Raw genomic sequence first — 17,428 nt, 5'->3', positions numbered from 1 at the left:
CGAGGATTGCGCCGCCGTCGGCGCCGTCGTCGTAGGTGCCGGGCGAACCCTCACCCGACCCACCGGGCGCGACCGGCACCACCGGCACCACCGGCATGGCCGGCGCGACCGGCGCGACCGGCGCGGCGGCCGGCGCTGCCTCACCGGTAGCCGGGGTGTCGGTCTTCGGTGTGTCGGGTGTGGTGGGCCAGGGTTCTTGTTCCTTCTTCTTCTCGCGGGCGGCGTTGCCGTCCTTGACGGTGACGCCCTTGAGGGTGAGTTCGCCGCCTTCGCCGACGGTGAAGATGCGGAAGGCGTCGCTGGAGTCGCGCTTGATGATGGACTTGTCGCCCTTGATGGTGATCCGTTGGCGGATCGTGGGCAGGGCGGAGCCGTTCTTGCGGTCGTGGTCGCTCAGCTCGTACTTGCAGTCCCGGGCGAGCTTCAGCGTGCCGCCGAGTTCGTTGTTGGCCCGTACCACCGCTTCGACCAGCGCGTCGTCGTCGCAGGGCACCTCACGGACCCGGCCGTCCTCGTCACGCTCATCCCGGCCGTCCCGGTCCTTGCCTGACCAGTCGTCCTGGCCGGACCACTCGGCACCGCTCCGGTCGTCCTGCTTGCCGGAATCCTGGCCGCCGCTCTCCTTGCCGCGTTCCTCGTCGGCCCGGCCGGCGTCGCTGACGTTCTGCTTCGCGGTGGCCGAGTGCTGATCCGACAGTCGGTTCGCGTCGTCGGACTTGTCTTCGCGGGTGGCCAGTCCGCCGAGCGCCGCCAGACCGACGACGCCGGTCAGGCCGGCAACGCCGGTGGCGACCCAGAGAGCCCGCCGTCGTTTCGCCGGCGGGGTGTCGTGCACCCCGCCGCCGGGAGTCGTTTCGTCGTTGGACATCAGAACCTGCCGCCCTTTCCTGCTACCAGACGGGGCCGCACCGCCCGAAGGGGCGCGACCAGCTACAAATCGGTTGCAGCCTTCTGATCCCCACCGTATGAGAACGTTCTTCACGAGGAGGACGTATCCGAAAAAACCCCGCATTGTTCTCGGATCGGGCGGGAGTCCGCAGTCGGGTGATGCCGTGCACGAAGGTGCCGCAGGGGGAAACGGCGGCGGGCCCCGCCACCGGTGCGTCGACGGTCGAAACGTCGCGTACCGGCGGCGGAGCCCGCCGTGGTCGTACCTGAGGATCAGCCAGGCAGGCGCGGACCCGCCTCGCGCTGCTCGGCCAGCCACGTCTCCACCTCGTCGGCCCGGCGCGGCAGCCCGGCCGAGAGGTTGACCGCGCCGGTCGCGGTCACCAGCACGTCGTCCTCGATCCGGATGCCGATGCCGTGCAGCTCCTCGGGGACCAGTTCGTCCTCCGGCTGGAAGTACAGCCCCGGCTCGACGGTGAGCACGTAGCCCTCGCCGAGCGCGCCGTCGCGGTACGTCTCCTTGCGGGCGTTCGCGCAGTCGTGCACGTCGATGCCGAGCATGTGCCCGAAGCCGTGCAGCGTCCACCGGCGGTAGACCGTCGACTTCTCGTCCATCGCCTCGTCCACGCTCACCGGCAGCAGGCCCAGGTCGTGCAGGCCCTCGGCCAGCACCCGCATGCACGTCAGCTGGACGTCCTTGAACTGCACCCCCGGCCTGATGAGGTCGATGCCGGCCTGCTGGGAGGCGTACACGATGTCGTAGACCTGCCGCTGCAGCGGGGTGAACCGGCCGTCGACCGGGAGCACCCGGGTCACGTCGGCGGTGTAGAGGTTGCGGTTCTCCACGCCCATGTCCATGAGCAGCAGCTCGCCCGGCCGGGTGACGCCGTGGTTGTGCACCCAGTGCAGGATCGTGGCGTGCTCGCCGGCCCCGACGATCGAGCCGTAGCCGACGTCGTTGCCGTCGTGCCGGGCGCGCAGCGCGAAGATCCCCTCCAGCAGCCGCTCGGAGACCGCCCGGTCGGCCGGCAGCACCCGGGCCACGTCCTCGAAGCCCCGCACCGTGGCGTCGATCGCGTCCTGGAGCTGGGCGATCTCCCACTCGTCCTTGACCAGCTTGGCCTCGGAGATCGCGATCGCCAGCTCCCGGTCCCGGGCGGGCTGCCCCTCCTCGCGCGGCCCGTCGTACGGGCGCACGGCCGAGTCCACCCGGGCGTCGAAGCCGCGCAGCACCCGGGTACGCCCCGGCGCCAGCTCGGCCAGCGCCGCGTCCAGCTCGGTCAGGTCGGCGGTGGGCAGGCCCAGCTCGGTCGACTTCTCGGCCAGGGTGTGCCGCCGGCCCACCCACAGCTCGCCGTGCCGGCTGCGGAAGAACTCGTCGGTCTCCCGGGAGGACCGGGGCCGCGTGTACAGGGTGGCGTCGTGCCCCGAGCCGTTCGGGCGCAGCACCAGCACACCGTCCGGGTCGTGGTCACCGGTCAGGTACGCGAAGTCGCTGCCCGGCCGGAACCGGTACTCGGTGTCGTTGGCGCGTACCTTCTCCTCGCCGGTGGGGATCACCAGCGTCTCGCCCGGGAAGGCCGCGGAGAGCGCGGCCCGCCGCTTGGCGTGGTTGGGCACCTCCACCCGGGGGCCGACCGGAAGGGCCGTGTCCCGCCAGCCCTGGCGCATGAACGACAGGAACGCCTCCGGGAAATCCGGGTCGTGTGACTCGGTGCCGTCCGTAGGCTGGTCGCCCGCCCGCTTTTCGCTCATGATCCGCTCCCTCCGGCACGCCGTTGGCCCAGACGCTACCCCTCGCGCGCGGATGTGGAGTGCCTGCGGTGCCTGCGACGTCCGTCCCGGCCGCGTGGAAAGATGACCGGCATGTGCGGACTCCTGGCCTTCTTCAGCGCGAACGGCAACGCCGCCGCCCACCGCGACCACATCGCGGGGGCGTTGGAGTGCCTGCACCACCGCGGACCGGACGAGACAGGTGTCGAGGTGGTGGGCGACGCGACCGGCCAGTACGCGGACGGGGTGTTCGGGCACAAGCGGCTCGCGATCATCGACGTGGCGTCCAGCCACGAGCCGCTGCCGTACGCGGGCGGACGCTACCTGCTGACCTTCAACGGCGAGATCTACAACTACATCGAGCTGCGCGACGAGCTGGTGCGCACCTACGGGGCCCAGTTCGCCACCGCCGGCGACGGCGAGGTGATCGTCGCCGGCTACCACTTCTGGGGCGAGCAGGTGCTCACCCGGCTGCGCGGCATGTTCGCGTTCGTGATCTGGGACCGGCAGGAGCGCCGCGCGTTCGGCGCCCGCGACTACTTCGGCATCAAGCCGCTGCACTACCTGGAGACCGCCGACGGGCTCTACCTTGCCTCGGAGAAGAAGGCGCTGCTGCCGTTCGCGCAGTCCGCGTACGCCGGGGACGCCGGGATCGACCCGGCGAACCTGAGCCACTACCTGACCCTCCAGTACGTTCCGGAGCCCGGCACCCTGCACCGGGGGATCAACCGGATCGGTTCGGGGGAGTACCTGACCTGGACCCCGGGCGGCCGGATCGACGTGCGCCGGTGGTACCGGCCGGTGTTCCGGCCGGCCCCGGTCAGCGACGAGCAGCGGCTCTACCACGAGATCCGGGAGACGCTGCGCGAGAGCGTCCGGGTGCACATGCGCTCGGACGTGCCGGTCGGCTCGTTCCTGTCCAGCGGCATCGACTCCACCGCCGTGGTCGCCCTGGCCCGGGAGTTCAACCCGCACATCCTCACCTTCACCGTCGGCTACGACGTCCCCGGGTACTCGGAGATCGACGTCGCCCAGGAGTCGGCCCAGCACCTCGACGTGACCATCATGCCGACCAAGATCGGTCCGCAGGACATGATCGACGCGCTGCCGAAGATCGTCTGGCACCTGGACGACCCGGTCGCCGACCCGGCGCTGGTGCCGCTGTACTTCGTGGCGAAGAAGGCCGCCGAGCACGTCACCGTGGTCCTCTCCGGCGAGGGCGCCGACGAGTTCTTCGGCGGGTACACCATCTACCGGGAGCCGCTCTCCCTCGGCACGGTCAACGGCCTGCCCGGCGGGGTGCAGAAGGGCCTGCGCGCGGTCTCGAAGGCCATCCCGCAGGGGGTGAAGGGCAAGAGCTTCCTGGAGCGCGGCACCACCCCGATCGAGCAGCGCTACTACGGCAACGCCCGGATGTTCACCGAGGAGGAGAAGCAGCACCTGCTGCGCCGCTACGACCCCTCGGTGCGCTACACCGACGTCACCGCCCCGATCTACGCCGAGTGCACCGAGCTCGACGACGTCACCAAGATGCAGTACGTCGACCTGTACACCTGGCTGCGCGGCGACATCCTGGTCAAGGCCGACCGGATCTCGATGGCGCACTCGCTGGAGGTGCGGGTGCCGTTCCTGGACCGCGCGGTGTTCGACGTGGCAGCCACCATCCCGGTGGACCTGAAGCTCCCACCGCGCTCCGACGCCACCAAGTACGCCATGCGCCAGGCCCTCCAGGGCGTGGTGCCCCCGGCCATCGTCAACCGCAGGAAGCTCGGCTTCCCCACCCCGACGCGGGTGTGGCTGCGCGGCGAGATGTACGAGTGGGCCCGCTGGGTGATCTCCAACTCCGGCGCGGGCGAGCTGATCGACCTGTCGTACGCGATGCGGCTGCTGGAGGAGCACAAGCGGGAGGAGGCCGACCACTCCCGCAAGGTGTGGACGGTGCTGATCTTCTGCATCTGGCACGCGATCTTCGTGGCCAAGACGCTCGACCCGGGCATCCAGCGCAACCAGTCCGCGCTGCTGACCAAGCCGGTGGTCGGCTCCATGGTCCGCTGAGCCGGTGAGAAGGCCCCCTGCCGCTGCTTGCGTGGCAGGGGGCCTCCGCTCACCCGGGCGGGCTCACGCCCGGGCGCAACTCACCGTGGGCAGGGCGTTCGTCCCGGTGGTGCTGGCCACGAAGCCGAACGCGGTCGTCCCCTCCGGGGCGACCGTGCCGTTCCAGGCCGCGTTCGTCACCGTGGTGGTCGACCCGGACGTGGTGTACGAGCCGTTCCACAGGCTCTGGATGGCCTGCCCGCTCGGCCAGGTCAGCGTCGCCTTCCAGCCGGCGAACGACGTCGCGCCGTGGTTCATGATCGTCACCTCGCCCTGGAAACCGCCGGACCAGGCGCCGGTCACCTTGTAGACCGCCATGCAGTCCCCGCTGTGCGGCGGCGGGGTGGTCGGGCTCGGCGGGGGGCTGGTGGGGCTGGGCGGGGGAGTCGTCGGGCTCGGCGGCGGGGTGGTCGGGTTGGGCGAGCCGCCGTTGCCCACCCCGGTGACCTCGCCGTTGCCCCCGTCGAAGGTCACGTCGGAGCAGGCGAAGAAGTTCTCCTGGCTGTCCGAGCGGACCCAGCGCGAGTAGATGATGTGCCGGCCGCTCTTGCTGGACGGCAGGTTGCCGCTGAAGTAGTAGTGCCCCTCGTTGGTGCCCACCCCTCCGTTCTGCGGCGGGTTGGTCACCGTGAGGAAGGGCTGCTCCTCCAGGTCGCCCCAGGCCAGCGGCCGGGTCGGGCTCCAACTGTCCTTCGTCACGTAGAAGTAGAAGGTGCCCGGGTGGTGGGCCCAGTTGCTGTACTTGAAGTTGTGCCGGGCCCCGGCGGTCAGGTGGGTCAGCGGCCAGTCGGTGCGGGCCAGGTCGTACCCGGTGTAGCCGGGGTTGCCGCCGCTGCACAGCTTGCCGTCGGGGATGAAGCCGACGGTCCGGCCGCCGGCGTCGGAGCGCAGCACGCTGAACCAGTTGTACAGCGAGTTCGCCCCGCTCTGGGCGACCGCCGCCGTGCAGGCCGGGTTGATCGGCTTGATCTCGCCGGTGGGGCTGAGGCCGTCCTTCCAGCACAGGTAGGTCCGGCTGCCGGGGGTCATCGGGGTGCCGTGGGCGGCGGCCGGGTCGGGGCCGGCCACCAGGGCGACGGCGCCCGCGGCGAGGGTGGCGACCGCGGTGAGCAGCGCGGCCGTACGGGAACGGGTCACGGGGTTCTCCTGACTCGCGGGACGCGGGCGCCCCGCGGGCAACGTGCGGGGCGGCAGTGCCGCCTGCCCCGCTGCGACGCGGATACGACGGTCGCGGCGGATGCGCCCCGGCGTGGATGGCCGGCGCGTGCGCCGTCGGCGGTCCGGCTCGCGGACCGGTGCCCTCGCGTGGATGTGAACCCGGCGCCGGCGGTACGGCAGCCCCCGCACCGCCCGGCAAGCGTCATCCCACCACGGGATGCCGACGGCGCGCAATAGCCGTTGCTCGATGTGTCAGTAGCGCTCGGCGAGGTGCTCGCGGCCGGGCGGCGGCTCGTAGGGTTCCGGCCGGAACTCGGTGACCTCGCGGACGAGAGTCCCTCGCCTCCAACGCCGCCCGGTAGGCCGACACGGTGGCTTCGGTGCTCATCATGGCGCGTACTGTGCCAGCCTGGTGCGACACGAACAGTCGGCGAGCGGTGCGGACGGAGGGGCCCGAGATGGGATACGCGGCGGTGCTCGGCGAGGCACTGGTCGACCTGCTCGACGCGGAGTGCGACGGCCGGCCCGTGTTCCGCCAGGCGATCGGCGGCGGGCCGCTCAACGTCGCGGTCGGGGTGGCTCGGCTCGGCGGACGCGTGCAGTTCGTCGGCTCGCTCGGCGACGACGTGCTCGCCGACCGGATCCGCGCCTTCCTGGCCGATGCCGGGGTCGGGCTCGACGGGGCGGTCACCGTGCCCGTGGCGACCGCGCTCGCGGTGGCCACCCACTCCGGCGCCGAGCCGGAATTCCGCTTCTACGGCGAGCCACCGTCGTACGGGCTGCTCACCGCCGAGGACCTGGACGTCGGCCTGGTCGAGGGTGCCGAGGTGCTCTACTGCGGGTCGATCGTGCTGCTGTGCCCGGCCGTGCTGGCCGCCGCCCGCCGGGCCTGGTCCGCCGCGGGCGGGCTGCGGGTCTTCGACCCGAACGTGCGGCCCCGGCTGCTCGACGGCCCGGCCGCGCTGGCCGGGCTGCGCGAGACGGTGGCCGAGTTCGCCGCCTCCGCCCATCTGGTCAAGCTGAGCACCGCAGACGCCGAGCTGCTCTACCCCGGTGAGCCGGTCGAGGGGGTCGCGGCGTACCTGCGCGAACTGGGGGCGGCGACCGTGGTGGTCACCCTCGGCCCGGCCGGCGCGGTGGTCGCCGCCGCAGGCGCCGATCCGGTACGCGTGCCCGCGCCCAGGGTGCGCGCGGTGGACGCCACCGGCGCCGGCGACTCGGTGATGGGCGCGCTCGTCGCCGACCTGCTGGTCGACGGCGAGCCGACCGACCCGGCCGACTGGCACCGGCGGGTCGCGTTCGCGCTGCGGGTCGCCGGCCTGGTCTGCGAGTCCCCGGGCGGCGCGGTGGCCATGCCCACCCGCGCCGAGGTGCTGCGCCGTTTCGCCGGCTGACCCGGCGTGGAAGCTGTCCGGCGCGGGCGTCAGCGGTCGGCGGACCGGGCCAGGGTGAGCACGGCGGCCAGGGAGAGCGCGGCGGCGCCGGCCAGTACCGCCGCCATCGGCACGGCGCTGCCCTCGCCGCCCAGCCCGACCAGCGGCGCGGCCAGCGCGCCGATCACCGACTGGAGCGCCCCCAACAGCGCGGCGGCCGTGCCGGCGTGGCTGGCGTGCCGGTCCAGCGCCAGCGCCGTGCTGTTGGGCATCACCATGCCGATCGTGCCGACGAAGACGAACAACGCCACGGCGAGCGGCCACAGGCCGCCGGCCGCCGCGCCGGTCAGCACGCCCACGGCGGCCACGGCGCCGACCAGCAGGGTGGCGACCAGCAGGACGCGCGGGCTGAACCGGTCGAGCAGCCGGGCGTTGGCCTGCCCGGCGGCGACCAGGGCGAGCGCGTTGAGGCCGAAGATCAGGCTGAACGTGCCGCTGGAGACGCCGAACACGTCCTGGAAGACGAACGGCGAGCCGGAGATGTACGCGAACAGGGCGGCGAAGGCAAGCCCCTGGGTCAGCACGTACCCGAGGTAGACCCGGTCGGTCAGCAGCGACCGCATGGTCCGGGCGGTGCCGGCCACGCCCCCGGTGCTGCGCCGCTCGGCGGGAAGCGTCTCGGGCAGCCGCCAGGCCGCCGCGGCGGCGAGCAGCAGGCCGATCACCGCGAGGGTGACGAAGACCGCCCGCCAGGACCCGAACCGCAGCACCAGGCTGCCGACGCCGGGCGCGGCCACCGGGGCCACCCCGAAGATCAGGGTGAGCCGGGAGAAGTACTTCGCGGCGGCCCGGCCGGCGTACAGGTCGCGGACGATCGCCCGGGCCACCACCACGCCCGTCCCGCCGGCGAAGCCCTGCACGAAGCGGGCCGCGGCGAGCGTGCCGGCGTTCGGGGCGACCGCGCAGACCAGGGCCAGCAGGGCGTACCCGACGAGGCCGACGAGCACCGGCCGGCGGCGGCCCCACCGGTCGCTGAGCGGGCCGGTGACGAGCTGGCCGAGGGCCATGCCGATCAGGCAGGTGGTGAGCGAGAGCTGGATCTGGGCCTGGCTGGCCCCCAGCTCGTCGGCCATGGCCGGGAACGCCGGCAGGTACATGTCCAGCGAGAGGGGGCCGACGGCGGTGAGCGCCCCGAGCAGCACCAGCAGCCCGATCCCGGTGCCCCGGCCGGCGGCCCCGGCCCCCGGGACCGGCGCCCCGGGCGCCGCGGTCTGCCCGCCGGGTGCCGGGACGCCGGAGCCCCGCCGACCGGTGACCGGCGTGGGACTGCCGGTCGACTGCACCACACGTGCCACGAGGCCCCCAGAAGAAGTCGGATCCGGGTAACCTTAGCTCTGTCATCAGAGATATTGCGCTGTGAAGTAGGTGACTCGTGTCCACCGACGAGACCCCCGCGCGGCTCGGCGCCGCCGTGGCGGAGCTGCACCGGCTGCTGCGCCGCTCGACCGTGCGGCGGGCCAACCGGCCGGCGCTGCCGGAGGCGCAGGTGGAGTTGCTGCTGGTGGTCCGCGCCCACCCGGACATCAGCGTCAAGGAGACGGCCCGGCGGCTGGGCACCGCGCCGAACACGGTGAGCACCCTGGTCGGCGACCTGGCCGGCGCGGGGCTGCTGCACCGCGAGCGCGACCCGGGCGACCGGCGGCTGGTCCTGCTGCGCCTCACCGACGCCGCGTGGCAGCGGATGGCCGACTACGAGCGGCACCGCGCCGAGCTGCTCGCCGACGCCCTCGCCGCCCTCGACCCGGCCGCCCGCCGGGCCCTGGCGGAGGCCCTGCCCCACCTGCCCCGCCTGGCTGCCCTCATCACCCCCGGCGACTGACCCGGTCGGGTCAGCCGGCGCCGTCGAGTTCGGCGTAGCCCCGGCGGGCCGCGAGCAGGGCGGCGCGGGCACCGAAGGGGGCCTCGGCGGCCACCCGCTCCGGCGGGGCGCCTCCGGCGTGGCCGGCCCGGATCAGCCGGGCCAGCTCGACCAGCTCGCCGTGCTGGGCCCGGACGAACTCCGGGTCGACCAGCTCGCCGTGCCCCGGCACGACGACCGTGCCCGGGGTGGTCAGCCGCAGCAGCTCGGCCACCGCGTCCGGCCACTGCAACGGGTACGACTCCTCGAACGCCGGCGGCCCGCCCTGCTCGACGAGGTCCCCGGCGACCAGCACGTCCGCGTCCGGCACGTGCACCATCAGGTCGGCGTCGGTGTGCCCGTGCCCCGGATGGCGCAGCAGCACCCGCCGGCCCCCGACGTCCAGCACCGTCTCCCGGCGAACGACATGCGTCGGGGGCAGCAGCGCCGTGCCGGCCAGCTCGGCGGCCAGCCCCGGCCGCTCGCCGCGCATCTCCTCGTACGCCGCCCGGCGCAGCTCGTCGGGGCGCTCGCGCAGCGCCGCTGCGGCGACCTCGTGCGCGTACACCGGGCGGGCCGGGTCGGCGGCGAGCGTGACGTTGCCGAAGCAGTGGTCGAAGTGGTGGTGGGTGTTCACCACCGTCCACGGGTGCGGGGTGACCGCGCGGGCTGCGGCGGCCAGCTCGGCGGCCTGCCCGGCGGTGGAGAGGGTGTCCACCACCAGCGCCCCGCCGTCGCCGACGACCAGCGTGACGTTGACGTCGAGCAGCGGCTCCCGCAGCACGTGCACCCCGTCGGCGACCTCGACGAACCGCAGCGTCACGACCCGGCCGTCGCCGCGCGGTCACCGGAGCGACCGCCGGCCGGCGCGTCGGAGGGCCCCCCGCCGGCCGGGGAGCCGGGCCGAGTCCCGCCGGCCCGCTCGACGAAGCGCTGCCGGTCGACCAGCACCCGGTCCACCAGCCCTCGGGCGACCGTCTCCGCGCCGTCGGTGACGCTCACCTCGAACCGCAGCCGTCGCCCGTCGACCGTGGCGAGCCGGGCGTGCGCCGCCACCGTGCGGCCGACCGGGGTGGGGGCCAGGTGGTCCAGCTCGACCCGGAGCCCGACGCTGGTCCGGCCCGGCGGCATCCCGTCGGCGGTGGCCGCGACCGTGGCGGCCTCGATCAGGGCCAGCACCCGGGGCGTGCCCAGCACCGGCACGTCGCCGGAGCCGAGGGCCCGCGCGGTGTCGGCGTCGGTCACGGTCAGCTCGACCCGGGCCGACAGGCCCGGCGCGAGGGATTGCTCCGACAGCTCCTGCATGCGCCCAGCCTAGGTGGTCGCCGTCGGCGGGTCGTGGTGCCGCCGTTAACCTGGACGGCGATGGCCGTCGTGACTGACCCACAGACCCCCGCCCCCGCCGGACCGCCCGCGCCGCCCGACGGCGGTCGCCGCCGGGTGATCGCCATGTCGGTCTGGGCCGTCGCCTTCGTGGTCGGCTGGCTCGGCATCGGCCTGCCCACCGACCCGGCGTACGCGTTCCTCTGGATCTGGGCGGCCACCGTCGCCTGGAACTCGCACCGCCCGTGGCGCACCCACCTGCTGTTCGCCCGCGACTGGGTGCCGGTGGTGCTGTTCCTCGCGGCCTACAACCTGTCCCGGGGGTTCGCCGACAACGGCGCCACCCCGCACGCGATGGAGCTGATCGTCGCGGATCGGTTCATGTTCGGCTGGGCGACCGGCGGCGAGGTGCCGACCGTCTGGTTGCAGGAGCACCTCTACCGGCCCGAGGTGCGCTGGTGGGACGTGGTCGCCAGCTGGGTCTACTTCTCCCACTTCGTGGTGACCCTCGCCGCCGCCGCGGTGCTCTGGATGCGGAACCGGGGCCGGTGGGCCGCGTACATGCGGCGCTTCGGGTTCCTCTGCGCGGCCGGGCTGGTCACGTACTTCCTCTACCCGGCCGCCCCGCCCTGGTGGGCGGCGCAGAACGGCCTGCTCACCGAGGTGGCCCGGATCTCCACCCGGGGCTGGAAGGCGTTCGGCATGCACGGCGCGGGCAACCTGCTCAACGCCGGGCAGATCGCCTCCAACCCGGTGGCCGCGATGCCGTCGCTGCACACCGCGTGGGCACTGTTCGTGGTGCTGTTCTTCCTGAGGGCGACCCGCCGCCGGTGGTGGCCGCTGCTGCTGGCGTACCCGCTGGCGATGACCTTCACCCTGGTCTACTCCGGCGAGCACTACGTCATCGACGTGCTGGTCGGCTGGGCGTACGTGGGGATGACCTTCCTCGTGGTCGGCCTGGCCGAGCGCTGGTGGGCGGCCCGCCGGTCGCGCCGGGCACCGGTCGCGTCGGCGCCGGCCGACGGGGGGCCGGGTGGTCCGGAGCCGGGCGACGGGGGGCCCGAGCCGGTCGGTCCCGCCGCCGATCCGCCGGCGGTCCCGGCCGCGCGCTGAGGGTCCTGCGCTGGCTGCCGCCGGGCCTGTTGCGGCCGGTGTTCCGGCCGCGCGCTGAGGGTCCTGCGCTGGCTGCCGCCGGGCCCGTTGCGGCCGGTGTTCGGCCGCGTGGTGGGCCGGCTCAGCCGGGGTTGCGGGCGGCGTGCGCCCGCGCGGTCAGCTCCGCCGCCAGCCACCACGCCTCGGCGAGGTCGCGGTCGAGGGCGGAGGCGCCCGCGCCGCCCGCGGTGTCCGCGTGCACGGTCGCCAGCCGCAGCCGCCGCTGCGCCGGGCCCTGGGTCACCCGCACGCTCTGGATCCGCGCGTACGGCACGACGGTGAGCTGCCGGGTGATCAGCCCGGACCGGGCGGCGAAGACCCGTTCGTCGAGCCCGGCGCCGACGGCCCGGCGGCTCAGCGGGCGCAGCCACCGGGCCCGGGCCGGCGGGAGGCTCGTCGCCAGCCCGCTCAGCCGCACCCCCGGGAGCACCTCCGTCACGATCCGTTCCCCGGTGTGCGCGTCGCCCACCGGCAGCAGCCGGTCGGGCCGGTTGCGGTCGTCCGGTTCGCCGGCCGCGTAACCGGCCACCTCCAGCCGCAGCCGAAGCCAGCCCTTGGCGCGCCAGAGCAGTGGCCAGGTGACCCCGACCGTCTGTACCCGGCTCAGCGGCACGGTCTGCGCCCGGGTCTCCAGCAGGCCGTTGCGGATCCGCAGGGTGCCCTCGTCTCTGGCCAGCCGGAAGTTCCAGTCGTCGAGGACGCGGCGTACCGGTTGGAGCAGCACGCCGGCCATCGCGGTGAGCGTGCTCGCCACCGCGATGAACGACCAGGAGTCCTCGGAGAGGAACTGGGCCACGACGAAGGCCACGCCGAGGGGGAGCAGGAGCGCCTGCGGGGTGAGCAGCTGGCCGACCAGCAGGTCCCGGTTCGACACGTCGTGCAGCGCCCGCCCCGGCGGGACCGGCGAGGCCGGGTGCTCCACCCCCGGTCCGTCCGTCGCTGTGGTCGCCGGCCGGGGGCCGGGGGCGGCCCCGGTACCGGCGAGCGCGAGCAGCCGCTGCCGCAGGGCGGCGGCCTCGGCCACCCCCAGGTACGCCAGCGGCGCCTCGGTCTTCCCGCCGCCGACCACCTCCAGCCGCAGCTCGGCCAGCCCGGTGAGCTGGGCGAGCAGCGGGCGGACCACCTCGACGGCCTGGAGGCGCTCCAGCGGGATGGCCCGGGTACGCCGCCAGAGCAGGCCCTCGTACACCCGCAGCTCGCGGCCGACCACGTGGTAGCCGGTGTTGTACCAGCTGACCACCGCGAGCACGGTCGCGCCGAGGGCCAGCACGGTCACCATCGCCGCGAACCAGCCGAAGCCGACCCGGGACAGGGTCGACCAGGACAGCCCGGCGACGACCACGACCAGCGACTTGGCCCCGTGCAGCGCGGGACTCAGCGGGTGCAACCGCTGCCGGGGCTCCCCGCCCCCGGCCCGCTGGTCAGGCAGTTGCTGCCCCGGCCCGCCGGGCGGGGCGACGGCCACCTCGGGCCCGTGCGGGGGGCCGGCGGTTGGCGCGGCGGGCACGGGGGCCGGGAACTGCGAGGAGTGGGGGTCGGTGTCGTGCTGGCCCTGGCTCACAGGCCCTCCGCGCGGTCCTCGCCGAGCGCGGTGAGCCGGTCGCGCAGCCGGGACGCCTCCGCCGGGCGCAGCCCCGGCACCCGGGCGTCGCTGGCCGCGGCGGCGGTGTGCAGCTGCACCGTGGCCAGGTCGAAGGCCCGCTCCAGCGGGCCGGCGCTGACGTCGACGAACTGCATCCGCGAGTACGGCACGATGGACAGCCGGCGGACCAGCAGCCCGTGTCGCACCAGGAGGTCGTTCTCGCGCTCGGCGTACCCCCAGGCGTGCACCGCGCGCACGATGGTGACGACCCGCCACGCGCCGGCCAGCACGACCGCGCCGAGGGCGGCACCGAACAGCCAGTGCCCGCTCAACGCCCAACCGACGGCGAGACCCAGCAGCAGCACCCCGAGCAGCGCCGCCAGCCGCAGCAGCTCCACCCAGATCAGTTCGCCGGACACCGGTTGCCATCGCACGGTGTCCGGCCATGGCTCCAGCGGGCCCGGCGTCGACCAGGCCGGGGCCGGCGGCGGCGCGGGGTGCGGGCCGGGTGGGACGGCCGGTGGGCCGCCGACGGGGTCGCCGGTCACCGGGAGGGTCCGCTCTGCGCGTTCACCAGTCGAGCGTAGGCGATCCGGCGAGTGGCGTGACCTCCCGAAGGAAGCCGCGTGCGTCGAGAAAGTCGCCGAGTGAGGACCGGTGGTCGGCGCAGGCGAGCCAGGTCTTGCGCCGGTCGGCGGTGTGCAGGCGGGGATTGTTCCAGCGCAGCGCACACTCGGCGGGCGCGCGACAGCCTCGGGCCGAGCAGATCGGTGCCGCGTCGGCGGGGAGGGGGAGGCTCATCCGGGCCAGTCTAGGCGCGCGGCGGGAAGTCTGAGCGCCGGGCGGCCACGGGGGGAGCCGCCCGGCGACGGGGTGAATGGTACACACGCCGGACCCCCTGGTGTAAACCCGTGACCGGCGATTCGGGACGGGGGGACGGCGTGGCGGAAAACGGCTTCTCCCCGCCTCGGCACTCAGCCGGGCATGCGAGTCTTGACACGCACCACGCCGCGACAATCGATCATGCTGTGGAGGACCGGTGGCCCAGCCGACCACGCCCGACACCCCGACGCCGAACGGCAGCGCGCCGGACACCCCCCCGACGTCGGCGCCGCCGACGACCACCCCCGCTCAGGACGCGACGCTACTGGAGCGCGCGCTGTTCGAGATCAAGCGGGTGATCGTCGGCCAGGACCGGATGGTCGAGCGGATGTTCGTGGCGCTGCTCGCCCGGGGGCACTGTCTGCTGGAGGGGGTGCCCGGGGTGGCGAAGACCCTCGCCGTGGAGACCCTCGCCAAGGTGGTCGGCGGGTCCTTCGCCCGGGTGCAGTTCACCCCGGACCTGGTTCCCGCCGACATCATGGGCACCCGGATCTACCGGCAGTCCAGCGAGAAGTTCGACGTCGAGCTGGGCCCCGTCTTCGTCAACTTCCTGCTCGCCGACGAGATCAACCGGGCCCCGGCAAAGGTGCAGTCGGCGCTGCTGGAGGTGATGGGCGAGCGGCAGGTGTCCATCGGCGGCCAGACCCACCGGGTGCCGGACCCGTTCCTCGTGATGGCCACCCAGAACCCGATCGAGCAGGAGGGCGTCTACCCGCTTCCGGAGGCGCAGCGGGACCGCTTCCTGATGAAGATCGTCGTCGGGTATCCGACCGACGCCGAGGAGCGGGAGATCGTGTACCGGATGGGGGTGACCCCGCCGCAGTCGACGCGGGTCTTCGACACCGAGGACCTGATCGCCCTGCAGCGCAAGGCCGACCAGGTCTTCGTGCACAACGCGCTGGTCGACTACGCGGTTCGGCTGGTGCTGGCCACCCGCGCCCCCGCCGAGCACGGCATGCCCGACGTCGCGCAACTGATCCAGTACGGCGCCAGCCCGCGCGCCTCGCTCGGACTGGTCCGGGCCGCCCGGGCGCTGGCGCTGCTGCGTGGCCGGGACTACGCCCTGCCGCAGGACGTGCAGGACATCGCGCCGGACATCCTGCGTCACCGGCTGGTGCTCAGCTACGACGCGCTCGCCGACGACGTGCCGGCCGACCACGTGGTGCACCGGGTGATGTCGACCATCCCGCTGCCGTCGGTGGCCCCGCGCCAGCAGGCCACCCCGAACGGCGCCCCGCCGGCCGCCGGGTGGCCCGGGCAGCGGCCGTGACCTCACCCACCCCCACCCCCACCGGGGGTACGCGGTGGTCGCCCTCACCCGCCGCCGCCCGCAGCGACGCGCTGCTGCTCCGGCTCCAGCTCATGGTCACCCGCAAGCTCGACGGCCTGCTCCAGGGCGACTACGCCGGACTGCTGCCCGGTCCGGGCAGCGAGGCGGGGGAGTCGCGCGAGTACCGCCCGGGCGACGACGTGCGCCGGATGGACTGGCCGGTGACCGCGCGCACGACGACGCCGCACGTGCGGCGCACGGTCGCCGACCGGGAGCTGGAGACCTGGCTCGCGGTGGACCTGTCCGCGAGCCTGGACTTCGGCACCGGCCAATGGCTGAAGCGGGACGTGGTGGTGGCCGCCGCCGCCGCGCTGACCCACCTGACCGTGCGCGGCGGCAACCGGATCGGGGCGGTGGTCGGCAGCGGCGCAGCTCCGGCGGCCCCGGCCGGACGCCGCCGGGGCACGCCGCCGCCCGGCCCCGGCCGGCCGGTCCGGCTGCCCGCCCGGTCCGGGCGGAAGGAGGCGCAGGGGCTGCTGCGGGCGATCGCCGGCACCGAGATCCGGCCCGGGCGCAGCGACCTGGGCGCGTTGGTCGACATGCTGAACCGGCCGCCCCGCCGGCGGGGGGTCGCGGTGGTCATCTCCGATTTCCTCGCGCCGCCGCCGCAGTGGGCGCGGCCGATGCGTAAGCTGCGGGTCCGGCACGACGTGCTGGCGATCGAGGTGGTCGACCCGCGCGAGCTGGAGCTGCCCGACGTGGGGGTGCTGCCGGTGGTCGACCCGGAGACCGGGGAGTTGCACGAGGTGCAGACCGCCGACCCGCGGCTGCGCCGCCGGTACGCCGAGGCCGCCACCGCCCAGCGCGCGGAGATCTCCGCCCAGCTCCGCGCCGCCGGAGCGGCCCACCTGCGACTGCGGACCGACACCGACTGGCTGCTCGACATGGTGCGCTTCGTCGCCGCTCAGCGGCACGCCCGCACCCGGGGGACGACACGATGATCCGTTTTCTGCAACCGTGGTGGCTGCTGGCCGTGCTGCCGGTGCTCGCCCTCGCCGCGCTGTACGTGTGGCGGCAGCTGCACCGCCGGGCGTACGCGATGCGGTTCACCAACGTGGACCTGCTGCGCACCCTGGCGCCGAAGGGGCTGGGCTGGCGCCGGCACGTACCGGCGGTGGCGTTCCTGCTCTGCCTGCTGGTGCTGTCCACCGCCCTGGCCCGGCCGGCGATCGACACCAGGGAGCCGCTGGAGCGGGCAACCGTCATGCTGGCCATCGACGTTTCGCTGTCCATGCAGGCCGACGACGTGTCGCCGAACCGGCTGGAGGCCGCCCAGGAGGCGGCCAAGCAGTTCGTCGGCGAACTGCCGGAGAGCTACAACCTCGGCCTGGTCTCGTTCGCCAAGTCGGCGAACGTGCTGGTGCCGCCCGGCAAGGACCGGGACGCGGTGACCAGCGCGATCGACGGGCTGGTGCTGGCCGAGGCGACGGCGACCGGCGAGGCGGTGTTCACCTGCCTGGAGGCGATCCGGTCGGTGCCGGCCGACGGCGCGGCGGGGATCCCGCCGGCCCGGATCGTGCTGCTCTCCGACGGCTTCCGCACCTCCGGGCGGTCGGTGGAGGAGGCCGCCGCCGCCGCGCAGGCGGCCAACGTGCCGGTCTCCACCATCGCCTTCGGCACCGACGCCGGCCAGGTCGACATCGGCGGGCAGCTCCAGCGGGTGCCGGTGGACCGACTGGCGTTGGCCGACCTGGCGGAGACCACCGACGGGTACTTCTACGAGGCGGCCTCGGTCAGCGAACTCAAGCAGGTCTACCAGGACATGGGCAGCTCGATCGGGTTCCGCACCGAGCCCCGCGAGATCACCCAGTGGTACGCCGGGATCGCGCTGCTGCTGGCCCTCTGCGCGGGCGCCACGAGTCTCCTGTGGTCCTCCCGCCTGATCTGACCGACCCCGGCCCGCGTCGACCCGTGGGGGTCGGCGTGGGCCGGGCGGTCAGTGGCCGGCGGAGGTGAGGACGAAGACGACGGCCACC

At 74.2% G+C, this 17,428-nt stretch carries 14 protein-coding genes and 2 pseudogenes; 7 read left to right on the top strand and 9 right to left on the bottom strand.

Going from position 1 to position 17,428, the window contains the following annotated elements; genetic code table 11:
- Both ACFYZF_RS28620 and ACFYZF_RS28615 read right to left on the bottom strand, forming a co-directional pair.
- Positions 1-868, bottom strand: a pseudogene (locus tag ACFYZF_RS28620) (hypothetical protein); the annotation flags it as partial.
- A 293-nt stretch (positions 869-1,161) separates the two neighbouring features.
- Entirely contained in the window at positions 1,162-2,643 is a 1,482-nt protein-coding gene (locus tag ACFYZF_RS28615; RefSeq protein WP_387025959.1) for an aminopeptidase P family protein, read from the bottom strand.
- 111 nt (positions 2,644-2,754) lie between these two features.
- Between ACFYZF_RS28615 and asnB the strand changes: the two genes are divergently transcribed.
- Positions 2,755-4,716 carry an asparagine synthase (glutamine-hydrolyzing) gene (asnB, locus tag ACFYZF_RS28610; RefSeq protein ID WP_387025958.1) on the top strand — a complete coding sequence of 654 codons (1,962 nt, stop codon included), beginning with the start codon at positions 2,755-2,757 and terminating at the stop codon, positions 4,714-4,716.
- A gap of 63 nt (positions 4,717-4,779) precedes the next feature.
- Here the strand turns inward: asnB and ACFYZF_RS28605 are convergent, their stop codons facing one another.
- The gene (locus ACFYZF_RS28605) at positions 4,780-5,892 is read right to left on the bottom strand and encodes a lytic polysaccharide monooxygenase (protein WP_387025956.1); all 1,113 of its coding nucleotides are present in this window, start codon (positions 5,890-5,892) and stop codon (positions 4,780-4,782) included.
- 479 nt (positions 5,893-6,371) lie between these two features.
- Between ACFYZF_RS28605 and ACFYZF_RS28600 the strand changes: the two genes are divergently transcribed.
- Positions 6,372-7,307, top strand: a complete 936-nt coding sequence (locus tag ACFYZF_RS28600) for a carbohydrate kinase (RefSeq protein WP_387025954.1) — start codon at positions 6,372-6,374, stop codon at positions 7,305-7,307.
- A gap of 29 nt (positions 7,308-7,336) precedes the next feature.
- On the opposite strand, the gene ACFYZF_RS28595 is transcribed toward ACFYZF_RS28600, so the two are convergent.
- Positions 7,337-8,641 (bottom strand): multidrug effflux MFS transporter, encoded by a 1,305-nt coding sequence (locus ACFYZF_RS28595; RefSeq protein ID WP_387025952.1) that lies wholly within the window; start codon positions 8,639-8,641, stop codon positions 7,337-7,339.
- A 77-nt stretch (positions 8,642-8,718) separates the two neighbouring features.
- Here ACFYZF_RS28595 and ACFYZF_RS28590 point away from each other — a divergent pair, with 77 nt between their 5' ends.
- Positions 8,719-9,165, top strand: coding sequence for a MarR family winged helix-turn-helix transcriptional regulator (locus tag ACFYZF_RS28590; RefSeq protein WP_387025950.1), 447 nt, complete (start codon positions 8,719-8,721; stop codon positions 9,163-9,165).
- A gap of 10 nt (positions 9,166-9,175) precedes the next feature.
- On the opposite strand, the gene ACFYZF_RS28585 is transcribed toward ACFYZF_RS28590, so the two are convergent.
- Both ACFYZF_RS28585 and ACFYZF_RS28580 read right to left on the bottom strand, forming a co-directional pair.
- Positions 9,176-10,006, bottom strand: coding sequence for an MBL fold metallo-hydrolase (locus ACFYZF_RS28585; protein WP_387025948.1), 831 nt, complete (start codon positions 10,004-10,006; stop codon positions 9,176-9,178).
- Positions 10,007-10,098: 92 nt separating this feature from the next.
- A pseudogene (locus ACFYZF_RS28580) lies at positions 10,099-10,488 on the bottom strand (thioesterase family protein); the annotation flags it as partial.
- A gap of 60 nt (positions 10,489-10,548) precedes the next feature.
- On the opposite strand from ACFYZF_RS28580, the gene ACFYZF_RS28575 reads away from it, so the two are divergent.
- On the top strand, positions 10,549-11,619 hold the full coding sequence (locus ACFYZF_RS28575; RefSeq protein WP_387025946.1) for a phosphatase PAP2 family protein: 1,071 nt from the start codon (positions 10,549-10,551) through the stop codon (positions 11,617-11,619).
- Positions 11,620-11,740: 121 nt separating this feature from the next.
- Here the strand turns inward: ACFYZF_RS28575 and ACFYZF_RS28570 are convergent, their stop codons facing one another.
- From ACFYZF_RS28570 to ACFYZF_RS28560, 3 genes are read right to left on the bottom strand one after another with little or no spacing between them, the layout of a single operon-like run.
- The gene (locus tag ACFYZF_RS28570) at positions 11,741-13,219 is read right to left on the bottom strand and encodes a PH domain-containing protein (protein ID WP_387025944.1); all 1,479 of its coding nucleotides are present in this window, start codon (positions 13,217-13,219) and stop codon (positions 11,741-11,743) included.
- The gene (locus ACFYZF_RS28565) at positions 13,216-13,788 is read right to left on the bottom strand and encodes a PH domain-containing protein (RefSeq protein ID WP_387025942.1); all 573 of its coding nucleotides are present in this window, start codon (positions 13,786-13,788) and stop codon (positions 13,216-13,218) included. The genes ACFYZF_RS28570 and ACFYZF_RS28565 overlap by 4 nt, the downstream gene beginning before the upstream one ends.
- A gap of 22 nt (positions 13,789-13,810) precedes the next feature.
- Positions 13,811-14,041, bottom strand: coding sequence for a hypothetical protein (locus ACFYZF_RS28560; protein WP_387025941.1), 231 nt, complete (start codon positions 14,039-14,041; stop codon positions 13,811-13,813).
- 238 nt (positions 14,042-14,279) lie between these two features.
- On the opposite strand from ACFYZF_RS28560, the gene ACFYZF_RS28555 reads away from it, so the two are divergent.
- From ACFYZF_RS28555 to ACFYZF_RS28545, 3 genes are read left to right on the top strand one after another with little or no spacing between them, the layout of a single operon-like run.
- Positions 14,280-15,392, top strand: coding sequence for an AAA family ATPase (locus ACFYZF_RS28555; RefSeq protein WP_387025939.1), 1,113 nt, complete (start codon positions 14,280-14,282; stop codon positions 15,390-15,392).
- Positions 15,371-16,393: a DUF58 domain-containing protein gene (locus tag ACFYZF_RS28550; protein ID WP_387025937.1), complete on the top strand. Its 1,023-nt coding sequence runs from the start codon at positions 15,371-15,373 to the stop codon at positions 16,391-16,393. The genes ACFYZF_RS28555 and ACFYZF_RS28550 overlap by 22 nt, the downstream gene beginning before the upstream one ends.
- Positions 16,390-17,340: a VWA domain-containing protein gene (locus ACFYZF_RS28545; protein WP_387025936.1), complete on the top strand. Its 951-nt coding sequence runs from the start codon at positions 16,390-16,392 to the stop codon at positions 17,338-17,340. The genes ACFYZF_RS28550 and ACFYZF_RS28545 overlap by 4 nt, the downstream gene beginning before the upstream one ends.
- The last annotated feature ends 88 nt before the right edge of the window (positions 17,341-17,428 follow it).

It is taken from the genome of Micromonospora sp. NPDC001898 (genome assembly GCF_042891255.1).
Lineage (GTDB): Bacteria > Actinomycetota > Actinomycetes > Mycobacteriales > Micromonosporaceae > Micromonospora.
The sequence above is the reverse complement of the archived record's forward strand: the minus strand, read 5'-3'. Positions and strand labels throughout refer to the sequence as shown.